Source organism: Streptomyces sp. NPDC001508 (assembly GCF_040298665.1).
In the GTDB taxonomy this organism is placed as follows: domain Bacteria; phylum Actinomycetota; class Actinomycetes; order Streptomycetales; family Streptomycetaceae; genus Streptomyces.
This window is the reverse complement of sequence record NZ_JBEPAP010000077.1, coordinates 17,517-43,858: the sequence shown is the minus strand read 5'-3', so window position 1 is coordinate 43,858 and position 26,342 is coordinate 17,517. Positions and strand designations below refer to the sequence as shown.

Here is a 26,342-nt window from a genome sequence, read left to right as displayed (position 1 = left end):
ACCGGCACCTGCGCCACCTGCCACCAGCCCCTGCCCCACACCCGAACCAGACACCGATCAGCCAGAACCACACCGACCTAACGGAGCCCTACTAGAGGCTCGCCGCTCTTGTGGCACGGGTAAGACGCTCCGTAGCTTGCTGACCACACCAGGCCGGAGGGGGTCTCAGTGGACGAACTACGCATGATCGCGGGCGGACCGTGCAAGAGCAGTGAAGACGACAAGTGCGGCAACGGCGACTGTCCGACCGTGTACGAGACGGCAGAGCCCGGGATGTTAGCCATCCAGGGGTACGACGTGGACCGGCAGACGCCCGAGGGGGAATCGGTGGTCCTGATCCCTGAGGAGATCGTGAAGGAGGCGGCCCGTGCCCGTGGATGGCTCTAGCCCGATCCTCTTGGACGGCGACGAATGGCAGTCGTGCTTCCGGGACTTCAAGCGCTCCGCGTTCCGCCTGGAGGTCCACCAGACGTACACCATGCCTGCGGAGGCTGAGACGGTCCGTGCGTTCCTCGCTGGGGAACCGATGCCGGAGGACTTCAACTCTTCGTGGCATGACCTGATCCGGGAACACGCCGTGGCCGGACGCAGGATGACGCGAGCCAAGGTCGTTCGACGGCCGCTGACCGACTACAGCCGCTACCTGTTCGAGTGGTGCATCCCCGGCAATGTCACGGCCGGGGAGAACTACCAGATAGTTGATTTGACCGACGGCGCAAACCCGGGACTTCCGGAACAGGATTTCTGGCTCTTCGACGAGGCCACGGTAGTCCACCTCAACTACCGCGCCGACGGCACACAGATCAACCGAGAACTGATCCAAGACCCCGACATCAGCAAGTACCTTGCTTGGCGGGATCTAGCACTCGAAAGCGCAGTTCCATTCAGTGCCTATCGAACCTGAGACGCAGGCACAGGAGCGCAAGGACTTGGCGGGGGCTCTACGGAGCCTCCGTCGCGCTGCTGGATTGAGCGGTGAACGGCTCGCCGTTCGCTGCAATATGAGTCAGACGAAGGTCAGCCGGATCGAGACCGGCCGCGCCTTGCCGACCGTCATGGATGTTGAGCGCATCCTGAAGGCGTTGGCGGTCCCTGGCGAAGTGGCTGACGAGATACTGCAGCTCGCTCGCCGGGCAAACGTGGACTACGCGTCCTGGCGGACCTATGCCCGTGTCGGCATGCACCAAAAGCAGGCGGAGTTGAAGGCCCTGGAGTCTTCCTCACGGGTGATGAGGCACTTCCTGCCTGCCATCCCTACGGGCCTGCTGCACGTACGGGACTACGCAACTGCCACCCTGTCGCCCACTGTTGAGACCGACCCGGCCCGTGATGTGGCCAGGGCAGTGAACGCCCGCATGGAGCGACAGAAGATCCTGGACGACACCTCACGGTCGTTCTACTTCCTGATGACCGAGCAGGCCGTCAGGTGGCGTCGTGCGCCCTCGGAAGTCATGGCTGCGCAGTGCGCGCACATGGCCAAGGTGAACGAGAAGCCGAACGTGCACCTGGGCGTCATTCCTCAGTCTGCCGAGGTTCCCGGCACCCCCATGAACATCTTCGTCGTCTACGACGATCGGCTGGTCACGGTCGAACTCTTCTCTGGGGAAGTCGTCCAGAGGGACCCCCGAGACATATCCCAGCACCTTGGTTTGTTCGAACTGTTCTGGGAGCACGCCCTCACGGATGAGGCTGCTACGGCATTCCTCACTCATGCCGCTCAGGCCTTTATGCGTCATCGTAACTAGCGTTTCCTTCAAGACCTTTGGGTCCTGATGATGGATTCATGGCGAGCAACGAGGAACCGCAGCAGCAGGGTTGGAGACTCGATCCGATTCCCAGCCAGAAGACGTACCGGGATGATGACGGATTCATTCGCGTTCCGATGTGGATTGCTCGGGATGGCAAGCACGTTGCGGACACCGAAATAATTCTGTTGCCCTCGGAAGCCGCATTTTTGAGCGAGCACCTGACCGAGGCGCTCGCCGGTTCCCTCTCGATCATGCAGGAGCTGTTTCACTGCCACGCCCTGGCGGAAGGGGAACACGGTCGCCGGACGGCCGCTCTTCCCCGACCGTTCTACGGTCACGACGATTCCCGGCAGCGCCTTCACGGTCTCTGCCGATGCCCCGACGTACGGGAGCACCTGAGAGGACGTAGCGCGCCCGCCGTTCGTTTCGATACGGGCCCGAACCTTGTCCTCAAGACTGAGCGGCTGCCGTTTTACCTTCGGGGCCGTCGTCCTTTTCGTGATCCGTACCACGTCCTGGACGGACCGGCGAACCAGAGTGAAGGCGGCCGACAGGATCTCTTCCGTGATCGTCTCGGAGCACTCGGCGGCAGCCGAACAGACTGCAACTCGGAGAGCGCGATCCAGCAGCGGCACATCAAGGCCCGGGACGAGGAAGAGCCTGGGCGTCTCGTGCCCCTTCCGCCCAACGTCGCCTTCGAGCTGCCGCGGCACATCAAGAACCACGGCGTATGGGGGCCGGAGCGGCTTCTCTTCCCCAACGTGACGCGGACTGGCTACCTCTACGCGTCGTACTTCTACCCGAAGATCTGGATGGAGGCTCTGGGCAAGGGACAGGTGAAGTACTGCAAGGCGCACTCACTCCGGCACTACTACGGGTCGCGGCTGCTGTACGCCGGAGTCCCCGAGAACGACGTGGCCGACTGGATGGGCCACAGCAGTACGGACGTGCTGAGGGAGCACTACCACTACATCTTCGAAGGGGCCGAGCAGCGCGGTCGGGCCGCCATCGCAACGATGTTGACGCCCGGCGCCGACGACCCGACGGAGGCATCAGAGGTCGCCTGATGCGTGTAGGACAACAGCCCCCGGCGCGACGCCGGGGGCTGTGTTGTTTGTGCAGGTCAGTGGCTGTTTTCAGCCCGGCATCTGCCCAGGATTCCCCCAGCATGACGCCCAGGAACGGCCCTGATCGGGCCGCAACGGGCAGAAAGCCGAGGGTGCCCCTCCGGACCTTCGAAACAGCTTCTGACCTGCAAAAACCCTGCTAGGGCAGGTTCCTCGCCATCACGATCCGCTGAACTTGGTTCGTGCCCTCATAAATCTGGGTGATCTTTGCGTCGCGCATCATCCGTTCCACCGGGTAATCCCGCGTGTACCCGTAGCCGCCCAGCAGCTGCACCGCGTCCGTGGTCACCTCCATCGCCACATCCGACGCGAAACACTTCGCCGCCGCCCCCTGGAACGTCAGGTCCGCGTCCCCGCGCTCCGACTTCGCCGCCGCCGCATACGTCAGCTGCCGCGCCGCCTCGATCTTCATCGCCATGTCCGCCAGCATGAACTGCACGCCCTGGAAGTCCGCCACCGGACGCCCGAACTGCCGCCGCTCCCGCACATACCCCTTCGCGTACTCGAACGCCCCCTGCGCCACCCCCAACGCCTGCGCCGCGATGGTGATCCGTGTATGGTCCAGCGTGCGCATCGCCGTCGCGAACCCCGTGCCCTCCGCACCGATCATCCGCTCCGCCGGGATCCGCACCCCGTCGAAATACACCTCACGCGTCGGCGACCCCTTGATCCCCAGCTTCCGCTCCGGCGCACCGAACGACACCCCCGCGTCCGACTTCTCCACCACGAACGCCGAGATCCCCCGCGACCGCGCCCCCGGATCCGTCACCGCCATCACCGTGTAGAACTCCGACACGCCCGCGTTCGTGATCCACCGCTTCACCCCGTCCAGCACCCAGTGATCGCCATCGCGGACCGCCCGCGTCCGCATCCCCGCCGCGTCCGAACCCGCCTCCGGCTCCGACAGACAGTACGAGAACATCGCCTCGCCCCGCGCCAGCGGCCCCAGATACCGCTTCTTCAACTCCGCCGAACCCGCCAGCATCACCGGCAACGACCCCAGCTTGTTCACCGCCGGAATCAACGACGACGAGACACACGCCCGCGCCACTTCCTCGATCACGATCACCGTCGCCAGCGCATCCGCCCCCGCACCGCCGAACTCCTCCGGCACATGCACCGCGTGCAGATCACCGGCCACCAGGGCCTCCAGCGCCTCCAGCGGGAAACGCGCCTCCTCGTCCACCGCCGCCGCGAACGGCGCGATCTTCGCCGCCACCAGCGCACGCACGGACGCACGGAGCATCTCGTGCTCCTCGGAGGGACGGTACAGATCGAAGTCCGACATCAGCTCTCCCACGAAGATGGCACTCAGTACCCTCATTATGCATGGCGAGTGCCACACCGGAAGGGAGCAGGTACGTTCGGGTCATGGACGAGCAGCACGACCCCGGCGCGCGCGGCGGTGCGCGCGACGCCGCAGCCGGTGACGACCAGGAGAGGGCCCCCATCAGGGATCTCCTCGTCTCCGCGGCGCTGGAGCTCTTCACCGAGCGCGGCTACGACAGCACGACCGTCGACGACATCGTGCGCAGGGCGGGTGTGGGCCGCCGGTCCTTCTTCCGGTACTTCCCCACGAAGGAGGAGGTGGTCTTCCCCGACCACGAACGGGCGCTCGCCGACATGGTCGCGTATCTGGCGGACGGGGCCCGGGATCCCGACCCGGTCGCGCGGGCCTGCGGCGCGGCCCGGCTGGTCATGCGCATGTACGCGGAGAACGCCGAGTTCTCGGTGAAGCGGTACGCGCTCACCCGCAGGGTGCCGGCGCTCAAGGCGCACGAGACATCCGTGGTGTGGCGCTACGAGCGGGCCCTCGCCGACTACCTCAAGGAGCGGTTCGCGACACTGCCGGACGGTGATGTCCGGGCGTACACGGTCGCCGCGAGTGTGGTGGCCGCGCACAACTACGGGCTGCGCGCCTGGCTGCGCTCCGGTGCCCGCGGCGACGCCGCGGCGGGCGTCGACCGGGCCCTCGACCTCGTCCACCGCACCTGGGGTGACACCGGCGAGACCCTGGTCGTGGTCACCCGGAGCAGCACCCCCATGTGGCGGATCGTGCAGCAGTTGGAGGGCGTCCGGGAGCGGGACACCGAGACAGGGAACTGAGTGCCTGGAACAGAGGCACTCAGTTCCCACGTCGTCAGCCGGTGTGGTAGCCGTCGCCGTAGACCTTCCAGTCCAGCGGCGGGTTCAGGTCCGGGTTGCCGTCGCGCAGGAACACGGTGTCCCCGGCGGCGGTGCGCCACTGGGCCTTCCAGTCGAGTGAGGTGTTTGTCCACCGACGGTGTCCGGCCCGCTCCGGGCGCGTTGCACCCCGCGGGCGGCCCCGCCTGCCCGTACCGTGCTCTGGATATGACTGGTCATCAAAGACGGCCGGGAGGCGCGGGGCGTGGGGTGCGGGGCGCGGTCCTGGGCAGCAGGCCCGCCCACTCGACGCGGCTGCCGTCGCGTGTCCGTCCCGGCACCCCGGCGGCGTCCGGCGCGCCCGGCGCCCCGGCGGTGGCGTCCGGCGGGCCGGAGCGGACGGTGCCGTGGCTGCGGGTCGGCGCGGCCTACGCCTGGCGGCTCATCCTCGTCGGCATCGTCGTCTACGGCCTGTTCACGATCCTGGGCCGCTTCCAGCTCGTCGCCGTGGCCCTGTTCCTCGCGCTGGTCATCACCGCGATCCTGCGTCCCGTCGCCGACCTGCTGAACCATGTGCTTCCCCGGCCGCTGTGCGTGGCCCTCGCGCTCGTCGGCAGCATCCTGGTCCTGCTCGGCCTGTTCGCCCTCGTGGGCCACGCGGTGGCCGGCGAGTCGGCGAAACTGGCCGGAGAGTTCCGCGGCGGCATCCATCAGATCGAACAGTGGCTCCGGCGGCCCCCGTTCCGCCTCAGCCCGGGCCGGCTCGCCGAACTGCAACGCCAAATCATGCACTACCTCAGCACGCACCGGTCGAGCCTGCTCAGCAGCGCCGCCAGTGGGCTCGGCCGGGTCGTCGAGGTGGTGACCGGGATCGCCCTCGCGCTCTTCTCCTCCGTCTTCTTCATCCACTCCGGCGACCGGCTGTGGGGCTGGGCGCGCGAGCAGTTGCTGCCCGCCGGTGCCCGCGAGGGGTGGGACCGGGCGGGGCGCGCCGCCTGGCACACATTCGCCGGGTACACGCGCGGCATCATCATCGTGGCCGCCACCAACGCGGTCCTCGTGGGGGTGGCCCTGCTCGTGCTGCGGGTGCCGCTGGCGCTGCCGCTGGCCCTTCTGGAGTTCTTCGCCGCGTTCGTACCGCTGGTGGGCTCGCCGGTCGCGCTGGCGGTCGCCACCGTCGTCGCCCTCGCCGGGCGCGGCCCCGTCACGGCGGCGCTGGTCCTGGCGCTCATCGTCGTCATCGGGCAGTTGGAGGGCCATGTGCTGCACCCGCTGGTGATGAGCTGGGCGGTCCGGCTCCATCCGCTGGTCGTCGCCCTGTCCGTCATCGCGGGCAGCATCGTCGCGGGCGTGATCGGCGCCGTCGTGGCGGTCCCGCTCATCTCCGTCGTCTGGGCGGTACTGCGCGCCCTGCGCGCGGTACCGCCCTAGGTACTGCCCTGTGCGCGGCGGGTCACTCGTTGAGCCAGAAGGCCGTCCGGCGCAGCCACAGGTCGAGCAGGGGCCGGTCGCCCTCGACCTCGGTCCGCTCGTCGACGGGCCGGCCGTAGACGAGCAGCAGCAGATCGGTGAGCGGTCCCCGTACGGTCACCGCCGCCTCCTCGCCTGCGTGCCCCCAGCGGGGAGCGTCGCCGGTGAGGTCGACGAACCAGTTCCCGGTGGGGTCGTCGGTGGCCGAGAGGCGCAGGGTGCGGCCGGCGCCGAGCAGGGGTGCGTCGTTCCCGTCGTACGCCTCAGGCACCGTGCCGAAGGACATCCACTCGTCCAGTCCGTCCCGTGCCACGGCCGGATCGAGCGCGTAGCCGCGGCTCACCGTCCAGGCGGCGTCGGCCCGGTGGACGACGGTCTCGAAGAGCATGCGCCTGGCCCAGAACGCCAGGGGCTGATCGGGCACCACGGTCCACACCCGGGTGTCCGGGCCGGCGTCCGCCAGCGCGTCCGTCAGGTGCCGTGCGCCGTCGGCGAGCCACGCGTCGAGCGTGGCCGTGTCCTCGTCGCCGTAGTCGAAGACGTCGTTGACGAGGTGGTCGGACACCGGCTCGGTGGCGCGGGTGCGGACGATGGTCTCCACCCAGCGGTGGGCGCCGCCCACGTGCCGCGCCAGCCGGCCGAGGTTCCACTCCGGGCAGGTGGGCACGCGGGCCGCGGGGTCGGCGCCGTCCAGCAGGGAACGCAACAGGTCGGTCTGCTGGAGGATTTCGGTGCGGTAGCGATCGAGGTCCCATGGAGGCATGGGGCCAGGCTAGGCGCTCCGCCGGATGCGCCGCGCTGTGCCGTCGGTCGGCTGCGGCACCGTCGTGGCCGTTCGCTCCCCCAAGTTCTCGGCTTGGCTCGAAACAGGCTTGGCTCGAAAACCGGGCCGTACCGCACGCCGTCGTTGTCCGGCGTCACGGGCCGTGGTGGTAGACCACGCCCGAGCGCATCCCGCCGCTCGTGGCGAAGAGCTGAGGGACCGTCACCGGCGCATAGCCGCGGGCCTTCAGCGCACGCAGGAGGTACGGGACGGCCTGCGGGGTGCTCGCGTACCGGTCGTGCAGGACCACGATGGCGCCGGGCCGCACCCCGGCGAGCACGCGCCGTTCGATGAGCCGGGGGTCGTGGTGCTTCCAGTCCCGGGGGTCGACGTTCCACATCACCACCGACAGGCCCGTGCCGCCCGCTGCCGCCCGCACCTTCGCGTTCCACGCGCCGAACGGCGGCCTGTAGATCGTCGGCCGGTGCCCGGTGACCGATGCGATCTGCCGCGCCGCGCTCTCCAGTTCGTGGCGGATCCGGGCGGGCGGGAGCAGGGTGAGGTGCGGATGGGTGACCGTGTGGTCGCCGATCGCGTCCCCGTCCCGGTACTCCCGCAGCACGTCCGCGCGGTGGTGGAGCGCGTGCGGTCCGATGAGGAAGAAGGTGGCCACGGCGTGCTGCCGCTCCAGCGCACGCAGCACGGCCGGGGTGTAGCCGGTGGGACCGTCGTCGAAGGTCAGCGCGACGCACGGGGTGGCCCGGCAGTCCACGGGCGGCGGCCGGCTCCCGTCGGCCGGGGTGCCGTACGGGCCCTGGGACGCGACGCCGGCCGCCGGGCCGACGGTGCATGCCACGGCCGCGAGGACGGTGCCGGTCATCAGCGTCACCGCCCGCCGCCGCAGCGCCCTGCCCGCCATCGCACCACCTCGGTCGCACGGCCCCGCCTCCATTGTCGGACCGCGGGCGGGCCCGGACGGTCGGAGTCGGGTAAGAACGCGGGAGGGTCCGTACCGGCGTCCCACCGGGCGGCGACGGTCAGCCGCCCACCCGGACCAGGCCGCTCTCATAGGCGAAGATCACCGCGTGTACGCGGTCGCGCAGGTCCAGCTTGCCCAGGACGCGGCCCAGATGGGTCTTGACGGTCGTCTCCCCGAGGAAGAGCCGGGCGGCGATCTCCGTGTTGCTCAGGCCCTGGGCGACGAGGGCGAGGACGTCCCGTTCGCGGTCGGTCAGCCGGGCGAGGCGGCCACGCTCCGCGCCGGGCGCCGACCCGGGGCCGCCCGCGCCGCATCCCGGGCCCGCGGGCAGGACGTACCGCTCCACGAGACGGCGGACGGCCGACGGCGCCATCATGACGTCGCCGCGCAGGACCGCCCGGACCGTCACCAGGATCTCCTCCCCGAGTGCGTCCTTGACCAGGAATCCGCTCGCCCCGGCCCGCAGCGCCCCGTACGCGTACTCGTCCAGGTCGAAGGTGGTGACGACCAGCACCTTGGGCGGGGACGGCAGGGCGCACAGTTCCCGGGTCGCGGCCAGGCCGTCCACCTCGGGCATGCGGACGTCCATCAGGACGAGGTCCGGCCGCAGTTCGGCGCTGCGCTCCAGGGCGGCGCGCCCGTCGGCCGCCTCCCCCACGACGGTCAGATCGGGCTGGCTGTCGATCACCATGCGCAGCCCCATCCGGATCAGTTCCTGGTCGTCGCAGAGCAGCACGCGGTACGGGGCCGCCGTCCCGCTCACCGGTGCACCGCCGCGAGCCGGCGGGGCGTGGGCCACAGGGCCGCGTCCACCCGGTAGCCGCCTTCGGGCAGCGGCCCCGCCTCGACGGTCCCGCCGTACAGCGCCGCACGTTCCCGCATGCCGACGAGTCCGCGGCCGGCCGACGCGGGAAGGGCCGGGGGTGCGCTCCCGGCGCCCGCCGAGTTGTCGACCCGGATGCGGACCCGGCGTTCGGGACCCGGCGTTCCGAGGTCGATGCGCACCCGGGCGAGAGCGCCGGGCGAGGCGTGCTTGGCCACGTTGGTGAGCGCCTCCTGCACGATGCGGTACGTCTGCTCGGCCACCGCCGCGGACACCCCGTCGCGCTCGCCGCTCAGCTCCAGGCGGGAGCCGGGGAGGCGGTCGACGAGCGGGCGCAGATCGTCGAGTGTGGGGCCTTTGCTGAACTCGCCGTAGTGGTTGGGGAGTTCGCCGGTCCGTGGGGTGTCTGCGGGTGGTTCGTCGGCGCGCAGCACGTCCAGGAGCTGGCGGAGTTCACGCAGGGCGGCACGGCCGGTGCTGCCGATGGTGCGCAGCGCGCGGTCCTGGGCCGCGGGGTCGGTGTCGCGGGCCAGCCTCGCCCCCTCGGCGTTGAGCACCATGACGGTGACGCCGTGCGCGAGGACGTCGTGGATCTCACGGGCGATACGGGCCCGTTCCTCGGCGACGGCGGCACGGGCCAGCGCCAGCCGCCGGGACTCCGCCAGTTCGGCGCGGCGCGCGAACTCGGCGAGATAGGCGCGGCGGGCGCGGACGTACGCGCCGAGGACCCAGGCGCCGGCGAGCCACAGGACGACGGAGACCGGGGTGAGCCAGGCGATGCCGCCGGTCCTCAATCGCGGGTAGTCGGCGACCCAGCCGGGCGCCCACAGCAGCACGCAGGCGCCCGCGCAGGCGGCGGTCACGGCGGCGGCGCGGCGCAGCCCGCGCACCGAGAGCGTGTAGAAGACCGCGGCCAGGGCGAGCGCCCCGCGCCCGGGTTCGCGGCCCCACACCTCGCCCAGGTACTGCGTCCAGAAGGCGGCCGTGACGCACGCGGCGACCGCCACCGGGTGCCGGCGCCGCCACAGCAGGGGCAGCACGAGCGCCGCGTACACCGCGATCTGCACCCACACGGGCCGCCAGCCGGGCTGGTCCCGGATCACCGGTGGCGCGGCGACGAGCACGACGAGCAGGACGTCCATCAGCCGGGGGTGGCGCCCTCGCCATCTCGCCAGGCTCTCCATCAGGCGAAGCACCGCCTCACGCTACGACGGCCGAAGAGCCCCGTCGTCACCCCGTGGGCTGCACCGGGGTCCTCCTGCGGGACGACCCGCACGGACCGGGAGTACGACGCCGGGTCACACCGCGGCTGCCGAGCATGGCGGCCGTGTCGATCACCACGCAATTCCTCAGGCGGCCCCTCATGACGGGGGCCGTGGCCGCCAGTTCGCGACGGCTCGCCCGCGCCATGACCCATCGCATCGGTCTGGAGCAGGCCCGGCTGGCCGTCGAACTCGGGCCGGGCACCGGCGTGTTCACGGACGCCCTGCTGCGACTGCTGCCGGCGGACGCACGGCTCGTGTCGATCGAGCTGAATCCGCGGCTCGCGGCGCACCTGGCGGCCACCCGGCGCGACCCGCGGCTGACGGTGGTGAACGGCGCCGCGGCCGAACTCGCGCAGGCCGCGGGCGGCCCGGTGGACGCGATCGTGTCCGGACTGCCGTGGACGGTCATGCCCGCCCGGGAACGGGACAGGAGCCTGGATGCGGTCGGCGACGGCCTCGCGCCCGGCGGCCGTTTCACCACCTTCGCCTATCTGCACGCCGCCTGGACCCCGCCGGGCCGCCGGCTCGCCGACGGACTGCGCGACCGCTTCGGCCTGGTCGAACGCGGGCCGGTGGTGTGGCCCAACGTGCCGCCGGCGTTCGTGTACCGGGCCCGCTCCCCGCGACCCACCGCGAGCGGCGCCCACCGAGCGGAATCGTCCGCCGCGGAGAACACACGGCTCGACGCCGGGAAATGAGGTGCGCCACCGACACGATCATGATGAAGTCGACCGCCGTGGACCCGTTGCACACCCCCGTCGCCGACCTCGCGGACCTGTCGGCCAGGATGGAACGCAACCTGGCCGAGCACGCCTGCCATCTGCATCGCGGCCTGAGCGGAGCCACGGTCACCGAGTCCGGCGATCTCCTCGTCGCGGACAGCGGCCTGGACGACGACACCTTCAACATCGTCGCCGCGGCCCGCTTCACCGCGGCCGCCGCGCCCGCACGCATCGCCGAGACCGCCCGGGCACTGGCCGCCACCGGCCGCGGCTTCTCCTGGTGGGTGGGGCCCGCCTCGACGCCGCCCGACCTGTCCGACCGGCTGTCCGCCGCCGGACTGCCTGCGGCCGAGCGGGAGACGGCCATGTGGGCCGAGTTGGACGGCTCCCTGCCGTCCGTCGACGGCACGGAGGTGGACATCCGGCCGGTCACCACGGCCGCGCGGCTCGCCGACTACGCGGAGGTCGTCGCCGCGAACTGGAGTCCGCCCTCCGACACCGTCCGCCGTTTCTTCGCCCGGGCCGCTCCCCTCGCACTGGCCGCCGGCAGCCCGGCCCGTTACCTGGTCGGCTACGCGGCGGGCCGTCCGGTCTGCTCGGCCGAGGTCTTCCGGTACGCGGGGGTCGCCGGCCTCTACAACATCGCCACCCTCTCCGCTCACCGGCGCCGCGGTTACGGCACCGCCGTCACCCTCGCCGCGCTCCACACGGCCCGGGCCCAGGGCCTGCGCGTGGCCGTGCTCCAGGCGTCCGCCGACGGCGAGCCCGTCTACCGCCGGCTGGGCTTTCGGCCATACGGCCGGTTCACCGAACACGCCGTCCATGGGTGAACTCCGGCCCCGAAGAGCCGTCCATGCGTGAACTCCGGTCCTGGGCAGGGGTGTTCGGGGTGTGCGTCGGCGCCCGCAGGGTCCGGGACGGTCCGACGGCCCGTCACGAACCCCGCTGCATTGGCATGGACCTGTTCATGATCGACGGCTAGGCTCAACTCCGCCACAGGGCTGAGAGCGCTCTCACCGTCTCTGCTGTTCCACCCCACCACCGTTGGAACGACGAAGGGCAACCCCCATGAGACGCACCAGATTCACGCATGCCGGTCTCGCCGTCCTCCTCATGCTCGGCGTCGGCGTGACGGCGGCCACGCTGCCCGCCTCCGCCGACGACACCCCGGCCGCGACCCGGTCAGCCGAAGCACCCGCCTCGGCCGCACTGCTCTCCGCGATGCAGCGCGATCTGCACCTGACGAAGGCCGAGGCCGAGGCGAGGCTCGCCGCCGAACAGCGGGCCACGACCACGGAGCCCGCGGCGCGCCGGGCCGCGGGGACATCCTTCGGCGGGTCCTGGTTCGACGCCTCCAGCGGCACCCTCACCGTCGGCGTCACCCCGGACACCTCCGCCACGACCCGCCGGGCGATCCGGGCGACCGGCGCGAGCGTGACCACCGTCGACCACAGCGCGCGCGAACTGGACGCCACCCGGGCGCGCCTCGACAAGCTCTCCGCCCCGGCGGGCGTGACCAGTTGGCATGTCGACCCGCAGGCGAGCACCGTGGTCGTGAACATCGCCGAGGGCAAGCGCGATGACAACGATGTCCGGTCGTTCGTGGCCCGGGCCCGCAAGGCCGGTCCGGTCACCGTCGAGGCCGTCCCGGGCGTGCCGGCGACGCTCGCCGCGGGCACCGTGGGCGGCGACCCGTACTACACCGGCAACGTCCGCTGTTCGATCGGCTTCTCTGTGTACGGCGGGTTCGTCACCGCCGGGCACTGCGGACAGCCCAGCGCCGGGGTGAGCGGCTGGGACGGCAGCTACATCGGCAACTTCCAGGGCTCGTCGTTCCCGGACAACGACTACGCCTGGGTCAACGTGGGCAGCGGCTGGTGGACGGTTCCGGTGGTGCTCGGCTGGGGCACCGTCTCCGACCAGCTCGTGCGCGGTTCGGCCGAGGCACCCGTCGGCGCGTCCATCTGCCGGTCCGGGTCGACCACGCACTGGCACTGCGGCACGGTGCTCGCCAAGAACGAGACCGTCAACTACAGCCAGGGCGCGGTGCACCAGATGACCAAGACCAACGTCTGCGCCGAAGGGGGCGACTCCGGCGGCTCGTTCATCAGCGGCGACCAGGCGCAGGGGGTCACCTCGGGCGGCTGGGGCAACTGCAGCAGCGGCGGGGAGACCTGGTTCCAGCCCGTCAACGAGATCCTGAACCGGTACGGTCTGACCCTGCACACCGCCTGACCGTCACGCACCCCGACGGGCCTCGGCCACCGGCCGGGGCCCGTCCCGCACAGCGCACCGAACCCACGCGCGCGGTCCCGCCGAATCGGCCTACGGGGCAGCCCTGTTGCGCCGAGGGCCGGCAGGCCCCGCCCGAACAGCGGGCGGGAACGCAAGACGACCAGCGCCGTGGACGGCAGCCCCGTCCGGCCGGCGCACAGTGCGTCCCACCCCGTCAAAGGCCGCGACAGCACCGGAAGCGGAAGAGCCCCGAGGCCGTCGACAGCCCTGCCGGGTACGACGATCGGCGGCACCTCGCGCGAACCCAGCGGACGACACAGGTCTCCCGGATCGGCGAGCGGCAAGCCGGTCGGGCCGACGGATAGCGAGCGCCTCCGACCGGCGGGCGGCAGTCCCGTCGGCCGGGGGCACCGGGCCCCGAACAGCGGGCGGGTCAGCGGGCTGCGGTCGTGGAGATCGCCGTGCGGGCCGCGCGTTCCACGAGTGAGACGCCGTCCTTCATCGACGTACTGCCGTCGGAGAGGACCGCGACGAGATAGTGGTGTCCGCCCACCGCGACACGGCCGATGCTGTTGACGTCCCACAGCCCGGTCGTCGTGCGCTGGAGCCAGCCGTTCTTCAGCTCCGCGGCGGAACGGGCCGCCGCCGAGACGCCCCAGGACTGCTCGTCCACCACACGGGACATCAGGGTGCGCAGGTAGCTGCGGGACCGGGCGGTCAGCCCCTCGGCGCCCTGGGACGCGCCGGAGGCCGGCTCGAACACCGCGCGCAGCAGCCGTATCTGGTCGCTCACCGTGGTCCGGGTGAGTCCCCACTTGGCACCGGGTCCGCCCCGCGTCGAGGTCAGTCCGAGGCGCTGGTTCGCCGCCTCCAGACCCGGCGCAAGCCCGATGCTCCGCCACAGCGCGTTGGCCGCCGCGTTGTCGCTGCGCTCGATCATGGCCTCCGCGTGGGTGCGCTCCTGTGCGGTCAGGTCCCGCCCGGCGTCCTGCGCCTTGAGCAGCAGCGCGGCGAGGATGTCGACCTTGATGATGCTCGCCGTGTCGTACGCGGTGTCGGCGCCGTACACCGTGGCGCCCCGGTCCGGGGCGTCCAGGTCGAGCACCGCGGCGGTGACCCGTTCCCTGCCCTGCGGCCGCACCTGGGCGAGGAAGTCCGCCGTGGCGGAGTCGGGCCGCGCCGCGGCCGTGGCCGTGGCGGCGGCCGCCGGCGTGGGGGTGAGGGCACCGGTCGACATGAGGGCCGCCACCGAGGCCGCGAGGGCGGTGACCCCGACCGCGGCACGCCTGCGGCCGCGCTCGGCCGCGCGCAGCGGACGGGAGAAGGGGGACGAAGGATGCGGCATGGTGCGGGACCTCGGCAGTTCATCGGGGAGGGGGCACAGCACTGCGAACGTAAACAAATCACCCGGAGCACAAAGTGACGGCCGCCACCTCGGGACGGCTTTGCCCGCGGTTTGTGGGGAAGGCCACAGCTTCCGGTGTGGGCGACGTCACGCCCCGGCCGTCACACCCCCGGCCGTCACGCCCCTGGCCGTCACGACCGCGAAGACCGTGGGCCGGCCGCGGGGCGTGCGCATCGCTCCCGCGAGCGTGCGCATCGCTCCCGAGAGGCGCGCCTGTCGCTCCCGCGGGCCGGCGCGAGGAGGCCGTATCCCTGCGGTGTCGCGCGCGGACGCCGCCGCGATCGAGCCGTGCGACCGCCCGATGCGGCCGTCGCTCACCGGCCGGAGCAGTTCGGCTTTCTCGTCGGGGTTCAGCCCCTTGTCCCGGTCGGCCTTGCCGTCCGGAAGCCGGGCGGACCGGCCGTGGTCCTGGTGGTTGCCGTCGGACAGGACGAGCGGCACATCGACGCCGCAGTCGATGCCGGCTTCCGCGCCCTGGTGCGGCTGCGGGGCCGGCTCGATCGTCGGGACGCGGAAGGCGATGTGCCGGCCCAGCGCGTCCTTGATCAGGTGGGCGCCAGTGACCCGGTTGTCGGAGTTCGCCTCCTTGCCCACGGGCAGGTCGCGGGTCCAGCGGAACCGGACCCGGCCGACCTTGGGGACGTTGACCATGCCCCAGCGTCGGTGCACCCGCGTGACCTGAAGGTCGCGGCCCTGCGGGATGTCCACGGACATCACAGACCGGAAGCGGGCCTTGAAGCCGGGTGCGTCGGCGCGGCCGTCCCAGCAGTTCTTCCACGCCTGGAAGTACGTCTTCAGGACGGCGCGGGATGCCTGCGCGTGGCAGGACCGCAAGGAAGTCGGTCTCCTTGCGGTCCTGCCTGACCACCGCATCGGCGGCGGTCAGCGACCGCTTGTCCTTCGGCAGCATCGTCCACCGGGCGGGCCCTGAAGGACGGAGCACTGCGCAGGATCAGAGGTAGAACCGGATCCACAGCAGGCTCACCACGCCGACCGGCAGCAGGTACGGGGCGAAGAAGGCCAGCCGCCACACACATCGTTGTAAACACCGGGCGAGAGCAGCCCCCGGTGCCGCCGGGACTCGTAGCAGTGCGCGTCGTAGACGTCGCTCTCCGGGACCCGGTGGGCGTATCCCGAGGCGTCGAGCACCGGACGGGTGGCGTCCGTCTGCTTGGTGGCGAGGAACATGCCGCGGGTGACGTCGTCGAGCCGGGTGATGCGGTCGTGCAGCGGCTGGTACGTCTCGTTCAGCGGGCACCAGCCGACGATCGACGGGTGCGAGTAGTCCCGTTCCAGCGCCTCCAGCCACTGGGTGACGTACGAGGCGTCGGGGCGCTGGTTGTCGTCGCGCACGCCGACCTCGCAGCCCCAGTCGCCGAACTCGCCCCACACCAGGTAGCCGAGCCGGTCGGCGTGGTAGAGGTAGCGCTCCTCGAAGACCTTCTGGTGCAGCCGGGCGCCGTTGAAGCCGGCGTGCAGGCCGAGTTCGATGTCGCGGACCAGGTCCAGGTCGGTGGGCGCGGTCATCAGGCCGTCCGGGTAGTAGCCCTGGTCGAGCACCAGCCGCTGGAAGACGGGTTCGCCGTTCAGCAGCAGCCGCTTGCCGTGGACGGACACCGAGCGCAGGCCCGCGTAGGAGCGTGCCGCGTCGACGACACCGCTGTCGGCGTCGAGGAGTTCGAGGGTCAGGTCGTACAGATACGGGTCCGCCGGGGACCAGGTGCGGCGCCGGGCTTCGGGGACGGGCAGCACCAGGCGGGGCGCGAGGTCGAGGTCGGCGCGGCTTAGCGCCACGGCCACCTCGCCGGCCTCGTCCCGGAGCGTGGCGCGCACCCGGTGACCGGGGAGGTTGGCGGTGAGCGGCAGTTCCAGGAAGAAGGAACCCGAGGCCAGGTCGGGGGTGATGCGGGGACGCTTGAGGGCGGCCGCGCGCGGGACCGGCTCCAGCCACACCGTCTGCCAGATGCCCGTCGTACGGGTGTAGTGGCAGTGCGAGTTGGCGTACCAGGTGGCCTGCTTGCCGCGGGCCTGGGGGCCGTGGCGGCTGTCCCGGGCGCGCACGACGATCGTCACCCGCTCGCCGGCCGCGGCGACCTGGCCGAGGTCGGCGGTGAAGGGCGTGAAGCCGCCGCGATGGCGGGCGACCTCGACGCCGTTCGCCCACACCGTGGTGTCGTGGTCCACCGCGCCGAAGTGCAGCAGCACCCGGGCGTCCGCCCATGCCGCGGGGACGGTGACCGTGCGCCGGTACCAGACGGCCTCCAGGAAGTCCGTCTCGCCGACACCGGAGAGCGTCGACTCCGGGCAGAACAGGACGACGATACGGCCGGTCAGCTCGCGCTCGCGCAGTCCGCGCTCAAGACCCGTGTCGGACCGGTCGATCTCGAACTCCCACTCGCCGTTGAGACTGAGCCAGGACTCGCGGACGAACTGCGGCCTGGGGTGTTCGGGGCGGGGCGGGTCCGAGGGGTGCGGAACGGACATGGTCCTCCTTGCGTCGGGAGTGCCGGTCGGTGCGGGGCACATGGCATCATGGGATTTACATCGATGTAAATACGTCGGCGCACAGCGGACCGGCCCGAAACCGATTCGTGATGGTCGGTTCGATCACGACCGACGGAAGGACGGACAGATGGCGGCGAGACCGAGGCTCAAGGACGTGGCGGAGTACGCGGGTGTCTCCCCCAAGACCGTCTCCAACGTGATCAACAACTTCGAGCACGTGTCGGAGCGGACCCGCACCGCCGTCCAGGAGGCCATCGACGCCCTCGGTTACCGGGTCAACCTCGCCGGCCGTCAACTGCGGCAGGGGCGCACCGGGGTGATCACGCTGGCGGTGCCCGAGCTGAACGTGGCGTACTTCGCCGAACTGGCGACACATGTCATGGCCGAGGCCGGGCGGCGGGGGCGTACCGTCCTCATCCACCAGACCGGGGCCGTCCGGGAGAGCGAACTGGCCGCCCTGCACGGCTTTGACGCCCAGTTCTGCGACGGCGTCCTGCTCAGCCCGCTGTCCCTGCTCCCCCACGACCTCGCCACCCGAGACCGCCGCCTGCCGGTGGTGCTGCTCGGCGAGCGCTCCCCCGGGGCCGGCACCGACCACGTCGGCATCGACAACGTACGGGCCGCGCGGGAGGCCACCGAGCATCTGCTGGCCCGCGGGCGGCGACGCATCGCCGTCGTCGGCGGGGCGGTGCGCGGGCCCCAGGGCACCGACCGGCTGCGTACGGACGGCTACCGCGAGGCCGTCGAGGCGGCCGGGCTGCCGTTCGCCGCGGACCTCGTGGTGCCGGTGGACGCCTACCACTGGCGGGACGGGGCCCGGGCGACGGCGCGCCTGCTGGAACGCGAGCCCGCCGTGGACGCCCTGCTCTGCCTCAACGACCATCTCGCGCTCGGCGCCCTGCGCGCGCTGCACGAACACGGCCGGTCCGTGCCGGGCGACATCGACGTGCTGGGGTTCGACGGCATCGAGGCGTCCCGCTACAGCGTGCCCACGCTGAGCACCGTGGCCCCCGACAAGCAGGAGATCGCCCGCGCGGCCGTGTCGCTGCTGCTGCGCCGCATAGACGAACCGGACGCGGGCGCTCCGCGGGACCATGTGGCCGGGTACCGGCTGGTGACACGGGAGAGCACAGGCGACTGACGGTGACTGCGCAGGTGACGGTGAGCGGACGACGCTCGGGACGACTGTCGGTGACAGGGATGATCGCCATGCGGCCCGGCTCCCGCACCCGGCTGTGCCACCGTCTGCGCACCCACCCCGCAGGCAAAGGCAAGGCAGGCAAAGGCAAGCGCCGCAGTAGGGGAGAGCGCACTTCATCGCGCTGGTCGACGGTGTCCACCCACTCGTCAAGGCGGCGATCGTGCTGGTGGACACGGTCGGCCGTCTGCATCCGTAGGGTTTCCCGGCGCCGCCGTTCCGCAGCAGACAGCCCGCCCCCATCTCCGTATCTGACAGACCACGGGACAGCCATCGTGCCGCGCACATCAGGCACTTCGAGCGAGTTCACCCTGACGAGCCGAAGTCAGTAACGCTATCTGACTCATCGCAAGTGGTCAGCCTGGATAAACACGCAACGCCGACCCCTTCGTAGTTCAGAGAGGTCTGCGTCCGCTGTCCCGTTCCTGGGTGTCCGGCAAATGATCTGGTGAGCCGGGGGAGCCGTTTCAGTCTGCCTGGGAGGCAGCACCGAACCCGGTTCGCCCAGTTCCGGTTCCGCGGCACCCGTGGTGGTACCGGAGCGCGCGACGACAGCGAACGGCGAAAGTCAGGCCGGACTTGAGAGTCGTTATGCGGCGTGATGCCCGTTCCGGGGTTGGGGGCGACGGTCATCTGGGACGACGTTCGGCCTGAACGTGTGCGGTGGCGTGGTCGGCCAGCGCGGATGGATGTCTCGGGCGAGCACGATGCGAGCCGCTTGATGGGTGCAGGTCAGAGAGTGAGTCCCGCGTCGCGTGCAAGAAGCGCGGCTTGGACGCGGTTGGTCACGTCGAGGGTGGCCAGGATGCGGCTGACGTGAGCCTTGACGGTGCTTTCCCGCATGGCGAGGCGGGTGGCGATGTCGGCGTTGGTGTCGCCTTGCGCGAGCAGAGTGAGGACGTCCCGTTCGCGTGGGGTGAGCCGTTCGAGCCGGTTCTGGGCTGCGGCGGCCCGGGGATGGTCGGTGGCGTGGTAACGGTCGATGACGCGTCGGGCAGCGGCGGGGTGGAGCATGGCCGAGCCGGTGGCCACGAGGTGGACGGCGCGCAGGATCTCGGTCGGGTCGGTGTCCTTGAGGAGGAATCCGTCGGCTCCGGCGGCCAGGGCGTTGTACACGTATTCGTCGAGATCGAAGGTGGTCAATGTGATGACCCTCGGGGGGTGGGGCAGGGCGCGCAGCCGGGTGGTGGCGGTGATGCCGTCCATGCGGGGCATGCGGACGTCGACGAGCGCGACGTCGATGCGGTGTGCGGTGGCCTGCTCGATCGCCTGGAGGCCGTCGCTTGCCTGGGCGGTCACTTCGATGTCCGGGTCGCCGTCGAGGAGGTCGGCCAGGCCGAGGCGGACCAGGGCGTCGTCGTCGACGATCATGGCGCGGATCATTCGGTTGTGCCGTTCTGTGCGGGGGCGGCGGGCTGGGGGATGCGGGCGGCCAGGCGCCAGGCGCTCGCGCCGGAGGGGCCGGTGCTCAGGTGGCCGCCCAGGGCGGTGACGCGTTCGCGCAGGCCGATGAGGCCATAGCCGGATTCGACGGGGGTGGCCGCGGTGCTGTCGGTGCTGCCTGAGGTATTGGTGATCTCGACCAGGGTGGCCGGCTGCCGGTAGTCGACGCGCACGGTCACGGCGGCGCCGTCGGTGTGTTTACGGACGTTGGTCAGTGCCTCCTGGACGATGCGGTAGACGGCCAGGCGGTGGGTGGTGGGGGCCTGCTCCGGTCGGCCTTGCGTCGTCAGGTCGACGCGTTGGCCGGCGGTGCGGGCTTCGTCGACGAGTTCGTGTACGTCCTTGAGCGCCGGGGCCAGTGCGGCGTCTGCCCGCGTGGCGTCGGGTTCGTGCAGGGCTCCGAGCACCTCGCGCAGATCGGTGAGGGCTTCGGTGGACGCGGTGCGCAGCAGGCCGAGGCGTTCGAGGACCGGGGCGGGCAGTGCGTCTTTCTTGGTGGCCAATACCCCGGCGTGCAGGGCGATCAGGCTGAGCCGGTGGGCGAGCACGTCGTGCATCTCGGCCGCGATGCGGGACCGTTCTGCCACGCGTGCGGCCTCTTCGCGCAGCTGTGCCTGCACGCGGAGATGCTCCATCTCGGAGGTCAGCGCCTGCATCAGGCGCCGGCGGTTGCCGAGCCACAGTCCGACGACGAAGGCGAACGTCAACGAGACCGCCACGGCCACATAGCCGCGGTCCACCCACCACCGGGTCGGCGGATATCCGAGCACATTGGCGCCGAGCGCGACAGCCACGCAGACGCCCGCCGTGCGCATCCGGCGCCCCATTGCCAGATCGAACACGACCACGGCCAGCAGAAAGAGTGTGACCGAGCCCCACCACGCGGTGACGGCCGTAACCACCCACGGCGCCACGGACAGCTGCCGGCGCGGCATCAGCAGAACCACCGCGCATACCAGCACCGAGCCGATCACCAGGGCCAGATACCGGCCGCCGCCGGCGGAGGCACCTTTCGAGACGGTCACCAGCACGCCGAACGCCACGAGCCCCACACGTCCGTAGACGGCTGCCCGTCCCACGCTCCTGCCTGCCTTCACTCGTGCAAGCCTAGGCGGCGCCCACCGACGCTCCACTCGACCATCGGGCACGCTCACCCCCTACTTTCGTAGGGGGCACCGGGCGCACAACGGCGGATCCGCTGGTGCACAGGGATTTCTAGCGTTCCCTCCATGAACGACTGGACCACCTCCCACGACCGTGTCCTGGCCCAGCGCCATGCCGAAGGCTGGATGTTCCTCATCGAGGCGGCACGCGACATACGCACCACCGGAGCCATCGCTCCCAGCAGCAAAGCCCTGGCCCGCGCCCTGACCAGCCCGCTGCGGGCCCGGCCGTCCCGCCCCCTGGCGGTCCTGGAGGCGGGAGCCGGCACCGGTGCCGTCACCCGCGTCCTGATCCCCCACCTCTCCCGAGGCAGTCACCTGGACATCGTGGAGCCCAACCCTCGCTTCACCGCCCGCCTCGACCGCCTCGTCGCCACCCACCCGCACCTCGCCGGCCACGCCGGAAAGGCCACCGTGCACCAGACCTGCGTCGAGCAGCTCGACAACGCCCAACGGTACGACGTGATCATCTCCGGCCTGCCCCTGACCAACTTCCCGCCGCAGCAGGTCGAGCGCATCATGTCCCGCTACCTGGAACTGCTGCACCCCGGCGGCACGCTGGCCTACTACGCCTACCTGGGCACCCGCACCGCCCGCACCCTGACCGCCTCCCGCGCCGCCCTGCGCCGCCACGCCGCCGTGGACGAGATCATGAGCGGCTACCAGCGCGCCTATGCAACCGGCCGCTGGACGGTCTGGGCCAACCTGCCCCCGGCCCACGTCTGGCACCTGCAACGCCCCCAGTTCGTGGCCGCCGACCGCCCGGCGCCACACGGCGGCGAGTCGTGACGGTGAACGCGATCATCCAGGGCCTCGGCCACCTGCCGCCGGCCCTGACCTACGCGGTCGTGGCTGCGGCCGTGCTGGCCGAAATGATCCTCGTGATCGGCGCGTTCGTCCCCACGCTGACCCTGCTCCTGACGGCCGGCGCACTCGCCCGCACCGGACATATCAACCTGTTCCTCGTCATCGCGGTCGCGGCCACAGGCGCTGCCGCGGGTGACTTCCTGGCCCACCGCACCGGCCGCCTCCTCAGCCACCGGCTGCGCACCGGCCGACTCGGCGGTCACATCCCGGCCACCGCCCAGGGCCGGGCCGAAGCCCTCATGACACGTCATGGCGGCAGGGCCGTGTTCCTCGCCCGCTTCCTGCCTGTGCTGCGCACCCTCACCCCGTACCTCGCCGGTGCCACCAGCCTCCCGTACCACCGCATCGCCCCCTACAGCCTTACCGCCGCCTTGCTCTGGGCGACCGCCGAGGCCGGCGCCGGGTACGCCGCCGCAACCTCCCTCCAGCACCTCCTCACGATGAGCGGCCCCGCGATAGCCCTTGTCGTCCTGATCGCTTTGGGGGCTGCGCTCCTGCGGCGCCACTACTCCCGGCCCGCACGACGCACCGACACTCCTGCGAGTGCCTCCAGCCGCCCCGACCACGACCGGCTACCGGTGCCGCCCGCTACGCGGTGATCGGACGGGAAGTGACAGACCTCCTCAGCCCGACCTTGCCACCCTTGAGCATGCGAGCTTCCTTTCCGACCGGGCCGGGCGGCGGCAAACCGATAAGCGGGTCGTCTCAGGTGGTGCGGCGGCATCGAGCGGTACCGGGCCGGCTGACGGCCCGGAGGTCGGCGTCAGGGCGCCCCGGCTGACCGGGCGCCCTGACGTGCTCTGCCGACCGGGTTCAGCCAGCGAGCACGGTCAGCCCCCTCCGGGCCCGGGTGCTCACCGTGCCGTCCGCGGCCAACGCGACGGCATGCACCGCCAGCCACGTTCAGCCGGCGAACACAGCCAGCGCCCTCCGGACCCAGGTGCTCACCACACCATCCGCAGTCGGCGCGACGGCATCCTCTGCCAACCACGTTCAGCCGGTGAACACAGCCAGCCCCCCGCCCAGGCCCGGGTACTCACCGCGCCGTCCGCAGCCGGCGCGACCGCGTGCGCTGCCAACCAGGGGTTCAGTCGGTGAGCACGGTCAGTCCCTTCGGGGCCCGGGTGTTCACCGTGCCGTCCGCGGCCAGCGTGATGTCGAGCTGTTCTCCGCCGGCCTCAAGACCGGTGACCGTGAGCGGTCCGAAGGAGCGGGCGAATCCGGGTGCCACGGTGACCGTGCCGCCGGGTACGTCCGCGTCCAGGCCGAGCGCGGCCCGCAGCACGTGCACCGACGCCGCCGCGGCCCAGGCCTGCGGGCGGCAGGACGCGGGGTAGGGGGCGGGCCGTGCCGCGGCCTGGTCGCCGTGGCCGGCGAAGAGTTCGGGCAGCCGGGCGTCGAAGGCCGTCGACGCGGTCAGCAGGCCCGCCGCAAGGGGCGCCGCCGCATCCGCGAAACCGGCCCTGACCAGGCCGTGCACGGCGATCGCCGTGTCGTGCGGCCAGATGGAACCGATGTGGTAGCCGTACGGGTTGAAGCCCGTCGCCGCGCTGCTGAGGGTGCGCAGACCATGGCCGGAGTCGAGGTCGGGCCGGGTCAGCCGGGCGGCCAGCAGCGCGCTCTCCTCCCGGTTCAGCAGGCCCGTGCCGAGGAGGTGTCCGAATCCGGAGGTGATCGCGTCGACGGGCCTGCCGTCGAGGTCGAGCGCGAGCGCCGGGTACGGGCCGTCGGCGTCCTCCACCCAGAAACGCTCGCGGAAGCGGGCGGCGAGCCGTTCGGCCCACTCCTCCCAGGCGTCCGCGCCGGGCCGGCCGAAGGCCCGCAGCAGGGCCGCGCCACCGCGCGCCGCCTCGTACGCGTACGCCTGGACCTCGCACAGCGCGATGGGCGGTTCGGCGAGGCGGCCGTCCTGGTGCCGGACGGCGTCGCCCGAGTCCTTCCAGCCCTGGTTGGCCAGGCCGCGGCCGGTCAGGTCGACGTACTTCAGGAAGCCGTCGCCGCCCGCGTCGCCGTGGTCGCGCATCCAGGCGAGCGCCGACTCGGCGTGCGGCAGGAGCCCTTCGACCTGCTCCGGGGCCAGGCCCCAGCGCCAGGCGTCGTGCAGCAGCGTGATCCACAGCGGGGTCGCGTCGACCGTGCCGTAGTACACCGGCGGCAGCGCGAAGGTGTCCGCGAACTCCCGGCTGCCGCGCCGCACTTCGTGCAGGATCTTGCCCGGCTGCTCCTCGGTGGCCGGGTCGACGACGGCGCCCTGGCGGCGGGCGAGGGTGCGCAGGGTGCCCGCGGCGAGTTCGGTGCCGAGCGGGAGCAGCATCCGTGCCGCCCACAGCGAGTCACGGCCGAAGAGGGTGAGGAACCAGGGGGCGCCGGCGGCGAGGAACTGGTCCACGCGGCCGTCCGGCGCCGCGCCGTCCTCGTCCGATCGCGGGTCGGTCAGGCGCAGCCGGTCCAGGTCGGCCACCGACTGCCGCAGCCAGTGGTCGAAGCGGTGGTCCGCGGAGCGCAGCGCGGGGGTGCGCCACGGTACGGCGCCGGCCGGGGGCGCCGGGAACTGGTCGCCGTCCGCGTGGGCGGCCGTGCAGTGCAGCGTCGCCGTCCACCGGGCGCCGGGGCCCAGTTCGACGTCGTAGGACAGGCGTCCGGTGCCGGGGTCGAGCCGGTCGGCGGCCGGTTCGGCGGCCAGCCGCACGGTGAGGCCGTCGCGCGACCAGTCCAGCGTGGCGCCGTCCGCGGCCCGCGCCGGGACGAGGGCCTGGCGGTCGCCCGATTTGACGCGCTCCATGGGGGCCAGGTCGGTTCCGGCGGTGACGGTGAGCCGGAAGGCCACGTCGCGCTGTCCGGCGTTGACGACCGTGAACTCCTCCGTCAGCCGGCCGGCCGTGACGGTGCGTCCGCGGTGCAGTTCCACGGCCGGGTCCGCGGTGCTCTCGCCGAGCCCGCGCAGGATCGCCCGGAAACCGGCCCGGTCGGCGTCGCCGAAGCCGCCCGTGACGGGCACGAGCGGGATGCCGTCGACCGCGGCGGTCAGCCGGGACAGGGCCCTGACGTCGCCGTGGTAGAAGCCGTCGACGCCGTGCTCGATCTGCCCGTCCGGGCGGGAGAGCGCGAAGCTCGGCGCGCAGAGTGTGACGACCGCGTCGTGCAGGAAGGGCTGCAGTCCCTCGGGGGTGTCCGCGGACTCCGATTCCGGGTCGCCTGTGTCCTGGGGCTTGACAGTGGTGTCCAAAAGAGAAGAACCTCTCATCGTTAGATCGTTCCAAAGACATTAATCTCCTCGTCAGAGCGATGACAATGCTTTTGGAACGCTCAAATCGATCCACCAGGGCTCTACACGGCCCTTTCTCGTCGGAGACCCGTATGCCCCGCACCCCGCGTTCCCCGGCCGCACCGGGCCCGGTCACCCTCGCCATGGTCGCCCGCCGCGCCGGTGTCTCCCCGCAGACGGTATCCAATGCGCTCAACTCCCCGCAGCTGCTGCGCCCCGAGACCCTGGAGCGGGTGCGGCAGGCCGTCGACGAGATGGGATACCGGCCGAGCCGGGCCGCGCAGACGCTGCGCACCCGCACCAGCAAGCTGATCGGCTACGGCATCCAGCCCTCCCCGGCCGGCACCACGATCCCGATCATGGACCGTTTTCTGCACGCCCTGTCCCAGGCCGCGGACGAGGCCGGATACCGGATCCTGCTGTTCGCGAGCCCGCCCGGCGAACCCACGCTCGAGGGGTACGAGGAACTGCTCGGACAGCACGAGGTCGACGGGTTCGTGCTCAGCGGGACCGCGCGCCACGACCCCCGTCAGACCTGGCTCGCCAAGCGGGGCGTGCCGTTCGTCGGCTTCGGGCGGATGTGGTCGGGGCGGCCGGTCGGCGACTGGGTCGACGTGGACGGCGCCTCGGGCACGGATGCCGCGGTGGAGCACCTGGTCGCCCTCGGACACCGGCGGATCGCCTTCCTGGGCTGGCCGCGCGGCTCCGACGTCGGTGACGACCGGGCCGCGGGCTGGCAGCGTGCGATGCGCCGCCACGGGCTGGCCACCCGGGCGCGGCGCGCACAGAGCGTGGACGACATCGAGGCCGCGCACGACGCGGTCAAACCGCTCCTGGACGCCGGTGCGACGGCCGTGGTCGCGGCCAGCGACACGCTGGCCCTCGGCTGCTACCACGCGCTGCGCGAGCGCGGTGCCGCCCCGGGCCGGGACGTCGCCGTGATCGGCTTCGACGACTCCCCGACCGCCGCGCTCCTGTCGCCCGCGCTGTCCTCGATCGAGCAGCCGCTGGAGGCGGTCGGCCGGGAGTGCCTGCGGCTGCTGCTGGCGCGGATGGCCGACGCCGGCGCGCCCCCGGAACGGGTCCTGCTGGCGCCGTCGCTGGTCGTGCGCGACAGCGTGCCCGGCGCGGAGGCGGGCGCCGACGGACCGGCAGCCCGCTAGCCGTCGCCCGCGAAGACGCGCACGGCTGAGACCTTGTACACCGGCCCGCACGGGCCCCGAACCCCCCTTTCTCCTCC

24 protein-coding genes and 2 pseudogenes are annotated in these 26,342 nt (G+C 71.7%); 15 read left to right on the top strand and 11 right to left on the bottom strand.

What is annotated here, in order from left to right; genetic code table 11:
- Positions 1-168 precede the first annotated feature (168 nt).
- From ABT245_RS40265 to ABT245_RS40250, 4 genes are read left to right on the top strand one after another with little or no spacing between them, the layout of a single operon-like run.
- Positions 169-387: a hypothetical protein gene (locus ABT245_RS40265; protein ID WP_502982290.1), complete on the top strand. Its 219-nt coding sequence runs from the start codon at positions 169-171 to the stop codon at positions 385-387.
- Positions 368-904 (top strand): DUF6879 family protein, encoded by a 537-nt coding sequence (locus ABT245_RS40260; protein ID WP_351744353.1) that lies wholly within the window; start codon positions 368-370, stop codon positions 902-904. The genes ABT245_RS40265 and ABT245_RS40260 overlap by 20 nt, the downstream gene beginning before the upstream one ends.
- Positions 888-1,745, top strand: coding sequence for a helix-turn-helix domain-containing protein (locus tag ABT245_RS40255; RefSeq protein WP_351744350.1), 858 nt, complete (start codon positions 888-890; stop codon positions 1,743-1,745). The genes ABT245_RS40260 and ABT245_RS40255 overlap by 17 nt, the downstream gene beginning before the upstream one ends.
- A 38-nt stretch (positions 1,746-1,783) precedes the next feature.
- The gene (locus ABT245_RS40250) at positions 1,784-2,815 is read left to right on the top strand and encodes a tyrosine-type recombinase/integrase (protein WP_351744347.1); all 1,032 of its coding nucleotides are present in this window, start codon (positions 1,784-1,786) and stop codon (positions 2,813-2,815) included.
- Positions 2,816-3,014: 199 nt separating this feature from the next.
- Here the strand turns inward: ABT245_RS40250 and ABT245_RS40245 are convergent, their stop codons facing one another.
- Entirely contained in the window at positions 3,015-4,163 is a 1,149-nt protein-coding gene (locus tag ABT245_RS40245; protein WP_351744344.1) for an acyl-CoA dehydrogenase family protein, read from the bottom strand.
- A gap of 83 nt (positions 4,164-4,246) precedes the next feature.
- Between ABT245_RS40245 and ABT245_RS40240 the strand changes: the two genes are divergently transcribed.
- Both ABT245_RS40240 and ABT245_RS40235 read left to right on the top strand, forming a co-directional pair.
- A complete protein-coding gene (locus ABT245_RS40240) occupies positions 4,247-4,981 on the top strand; it encodes a TetR family transcriptional regulator (protein WP_502982289.1) in 735 nt (244 codons plus the stop codon).
- 246 nt (positions 4,982-5,227) lie between these two features.
- On the top strand, positions 5,228-6,430 hold the full coding sequence (locus ABT245_RS40235; protein WP_351744341.1) for an AI-2E family transporter: 1,203 nt from the start codon (positions 5,228-5,230) through the stop codon (positions 6,428-6,430).
- 22 nt (positions 6,431-6,452) lie between these two features.
- On the opposite strand, the gene ABT245_RS40230 is transcribed toward ABT245_RS40235, so the two are convergent.
- From ABT245_RS40230 to ABT245_RS40215, 4 genes are all read right to left on the bottom strand, one after another.
- Positions 6,453-7,232, bottom strand: a complete 780-nt coding sequence (locus tag ABT245_RS40230) for a maleylpyruvate isomerase family mycothiol-dependent enzyme (RefSeq protein ID WP_351744338.1) — start codon at positions 7,230-7,232, stop codon at positions 6,453-6,455.
- A 154-nt stretch (positions 7,233-7,386) separates the two neighbouring features.
- Entirely contained in the window at positions 7,387-8,151 is a 765-nt protein-coding gene (locus ABT245_RS40225) for a polysaccharide deacetylase family protein (protein ID WP_351744335.1), read from the bottom strand.
- Positions 8,152-8,269: 118 nt separating this feature from the next.
- On the bottom strand, positions 8,270-8,974 hold the full coding sequence (locus tag ABT245_RS40220) for a response regulator transcription factor (RefSeq protein ID WP_351744332.1): 705 nt from the start codon (positions 8,972-8,974) through the stop codon (positions 8,270-8,272).
- On the bottom strand, positions 8,971-10,218 hold the full coding sequence (locus ABT245_RS40215) for a sensor histidine kinase (RefSeq protein WP_502982293.1): 1,248 nt from the start codon (positions 10,216-10,218) through the stop codon (positions 8,971-8,973). Before ABT245_RS40215 ends, ABT245_RS40220 begins: the two co-directional genes overlap by 4 nt.
- Before the next feature lie 134 nt (positions 10,219-10,352).
- Here ABT245_RS40215 and ABT245_RS40210 point away from each other — a divergent pair, with 134 nt between their 5' ends.
- The 4 genes from ABT245_RS40210 to ABT245_RS40195 all read left to right on the top strand — a co-directional run bounded on the left by ABT245_RS40210 (position 10,353) and on the right by ABT245_RS40195 (position 13,256).
- Positions 10,353-10,997, top strand: coding sequence for a class I SAM-dependent methyltransferase (locus ABT245_RS40210; protein WP_351744365.1), 645 nt, complete (start codon positions 10,353-10,355; stop codon positions 10,995-10,997).
- An 89-nt stretch (positions 10,998-11,086) separates the two neighbouring features.
- Positions 11,087-11,851 carry a GNAT family N-acetyltransferase gene (locus ABT245_RS40205; RefSeq protein WP_351744363.1) on the top strand — a complete coding sequence of 255 codons (765 nt, stop codon included), beginning with the start codon at positions 11,087-11,089 and terminating at the stop codon, positions 11,849-11,851.
- Between the two features lie 23 nt (positions 11,852-11,874).
- Entirely contained in the window at positions 11,875-12,003 is a 129-nt protein-coding gene (locus ABT245_RS40200) for a hypothetical protein (protein ID WP_351744326.1), read from the top strand.
- An 86-nt stretch (positions 12,004-12,089) separates the two neighbouring features.
- Positions 12,090-13,256: a S1 family peptidase gene (locus ABT245_RS40195; RefSeq protein ID WP_351744323.1), complete on the top strand. Its 1,167-nt coding sequence runs from the start codon at positions 12,090-12,092 to the stop codon at positions 13,254-13,256.
- A gap of 433 nt (positions 13,257-13,689) precedes the next feature.
- On the opposite strand, the gene ABT245_RS40190 is transcribed toward ABT245_RS40195, so the two are convergent.
- The 3 genes and pseudogenes from ABT245_RS40190 to ABT245_RS40180 form a co-directional block, all read right to left on the bottom strand.
- Positions 13,690-14,601, bottom strand: coding sequence for a serine hydrolase (locus ABT245_RS40190; protein WP_502982288.1), 912 nt, complete (start codon positions 14,599-14,601; stop codon positions 13,690-13,692).
- A gap of 147 nt (positions 14,602-14,748) precedes the next feature.
- Positions 14,749-15,495 carry a nuclease/transposase family protein gene (locus ABT245_RS40185; RefSeq protein ID WP_502982287.1) on the bottom strand — a complete coding sequence of 249 codons (747 nt, stop codon included), beginning with the start codon at positions 15,493-15,495 and terminating at the stop codon, positions 14,749-14,751.
- A 246-nt stretch (positions 15,496-15,741) separates the two neighbouring features.
- Positions 15,742-17,145: pseudogene (locus ABT245_RS40180) on the bottom strand (glycoside hydrolase family 2 protein); the annotation flags it as partial.
- 148 nt (positions 17,146-17,293) lie between these two features.
- Between ABT245_RS40180 and ABT245_RS40175 the strand changes: the two are divergent.
- Positions 17,294-18,307 (top strand): LacI family DNA-binding transcriptional regulator, encoded by a 1,014-nt coding sequence (locus ABT245_RS40175; RefSeq protein ID WP_351744320.1) that lies wholly within the window; start codon positions 17,294-17,296, stop codon positions 18,305-18,307.
- Positions 18,199-18,536, top strand: a pseudogene (locus ABT245_RS46360) (IS630 family transposase); the annotation flags it as partial. The gene ABT245_RS40175 and the pseudogene ABT245_RS46360, both read left to right, overlap by 109 nt.
- Before the next feature lie 560 nt (positions 18,537-19,096).
- Here ABT245_RS46360 and ABT245_RS40170 read toward each other — a convergent pair.
- The gene (locus tag ABT245_RS40170; RefSeq protein ID WP_351744317.1) at positions 19,097-19,747 is read right to left on the bottom strand and encodes a response regulator; all 651 of its coding nucleotides are present in this window, start codon (positions 19,745-19,747) and stop codon (positions 19,097-19,099) included.
- On the bottom strand, positions 19,744-20,886 hold the full coding sequence (locus ABT245_RS40165; protein ID WP_351744314.1) for a sensor histidine kinase: 1,143 nt from the start codon (positions 20,884-20,886) through the stop codon (positions 19,744-19,746). Before ABT245_RS40165 ends, ABT245_RS40170 begins: the two co-directional genes overlap by 4 nt.
- 150 nt (positions 20,887-21,036) lie before the next feature.
- Between ABT245_RS40165 and ABT245_RS40160 the strand changes: the two genes are divergently transcribed.
- Together ABT245_RS40160 and ABT245_RS40155 are read left to right on the top strand one after the other, a co-directional pair.
- Positions 21,037-21,759: a class I SAM-dependent methyltransferase gene (locus ABT245_RS40160; RefSeq protein WP_351744311.1), complete on the top strand. Its 723-nt coding sequence runs from the start codon at positions 21,037-21,039 to the stop codon at positions 21,757-21,759.
- The gene (locus tag ABT245_RS40155) at positions 21,756-22,436 is read left to right on the top strand and encodes a DedA family protein (RefSeq protein WP_351744308.1); all 681 of its coding nucleotides are present in this window, start codon (positions 21,756-21,758) and stop codon (positions 22,434-22,436) included. The genes ABT245_RS40160 and ABT245_RS40155 overlap by 4 nt, the downstream gene beginning before the upstream one ends.
- A 488-nt stretch (positions 22,437-22,924) precedes the next feature.
- On the opposite strand, the gene ABT245_RS40150 is transcribed toward ABT245_RS40155, so the two are convergent.
- A complete protein-coding gene (locus tag ABT245_RS40150; protein WP_351744305.1) occupies positions 22,925-25,063 on the bottom strand; it encodes an amylo-alpha-1,6-glucosidase in 2,139 nt (712 codons plus the stop codon).
- A gap of 131 nt (positions 25,064-25,194) precedes the next feature.
- Between ABT245_RS40150 and ABT245_RS40145 the strand changes: the two genes are divergently transcribed.
- On the top strand, positions 25,195-26,265 hold the full coding sequence (locus ABT245_RS40145) for a LacI family DNA-binding transcriptional regulator (protein WP_351744302.1): 1,071 nt from the start codon (positions 25,195-25,197) through the stop codon (positions 26,263-26,265).
- The last annotated feature ends 77 nt before the right edge of the window (positions 26,266-26,342 follow it).

What these genes read in the sequence shown, in the direction of transcription:
- ABT245_RS40225 (WP_351744335.1), bottom strand. Translation starts at nt 8,151, where the DNA reads ATGGCGGGCAGGGCGCTGCGGCGGCGGGCGGTGACGCTGATGACCGGC.
- ABT245_RS40215 (WP_502982293.1), bottom strand. Translation starts at nt 10,218, where the DNA reads ATGGAGAGCCTGGCGAGATGGCGAGGGCGCCACCCCCGGCTGATGGAC.
- ABT245_RS40200 (WP_351744326.1), top strand. Translation starts at nt 11,875, where the DNA reads ATGCGTGAACTCCGGTCCTGGGCAGGGGTGTTCGGGGTGTGCGTCGGC.
- ABT245_RS40205 (WP_351744363.1), top strand. Translation starts at nt 11,087, where the DNA reads ATGGAACGCAACCTGGCCGAGCACGCCTGCCATCTGCATCGCGGCCTG.
- ABT245_RS40170 (WP_351744317.1), bottom strand. Translation starts at nt 19,747, where the DNA reads ATGATCCGCGCCATGATCGTCGACGACGACGCCCTGGTCCGCCTCGGC.
- ABT245_RS40145 (WP_351744302.1), top strand. Translation starts at nt 25,195, where the DNA reads ATGCCCCGCACCCCGCGTTCCCCGGCCGCACCGGGCCCGGTCACCCTC.
- ABT245_RS40175 (WP_351744320.1), top strand. Translation starts at nt 17,294, where the DNA reads ATGGCGGCGAGACCGAGGCTCAAGGACGTGGCGGAGTACGCGGGTGTC.
- ABT245_RS40195 (WP_351744323.1), top strand. Translation starts at nt 12,090, where the DNA reads ATGAGACGCACCAGATTCACGCATGCCGGTCTCGCCGTCCTCCTCATG.
- ABT245_RS40230 (WP_351744338.1), bottom strand. Translation starts at nt 7,232, where the DNA reads ATGCCTCCATGGGACCTCGATCGCTACCGCACCGAAATCCTCCAGCAG.
- ABT245_RS40190 (WP_502982288.1), bottom strand. Translation starts at nt 14,601, where the DNA reads ATGCCGCATCCTTCGTCCCCCTTCTCCCGTCCGCTGCGCGCGGCCGAG.
- ABT245_RS40240 (WP_502982289.1), top strand. Translation starts at nt 4,247, where the DNA reads ATGGACGAGCAGCACGACCCCGGCGCGCGCGGCGGTGCGCGCGACGCC.
- ABT245_RS40235 (WP_351744341.1), top strand. Translation starts at nt 5,228, where the DNA reads ATGACTGGTCATCAAAGACGGCCGGGAGGCGCGGGGCGTGGGGTGCGG.
- ABT245_RS40210 (WP_351744365.1), top strand. Translation starts at nt 10,353, where the DNA reads ATGGCGGCCGTGTCGATCACCACGCAATTCCTCAGGCGGCCCCTCATG.
- ABT245_RS40245 (WP_351744344.1), bottom strand. Translation starts at nt 4,163, where the DNA reads ATGTCGGACTTCGATCTGTACCGTCCCTCCGAGGAGCACGAGATGCTC.
- ABT245_RS40250 (WP_351744347.1), top strand. Translation starts at nt 1,784, where the DNA reads ATGGCGAGCAACGAGGAACCGCAGCAGCAGGGTTGGAGACTCGATCCG.
- ABT245_RS40160 (WP_351744311.1), top strand. Translation starts at nt 21,037, where the DNA reads ATGAACGACTGGACCACCTCCCACGACCGTGTCCTGGCCCAGCGCCAT.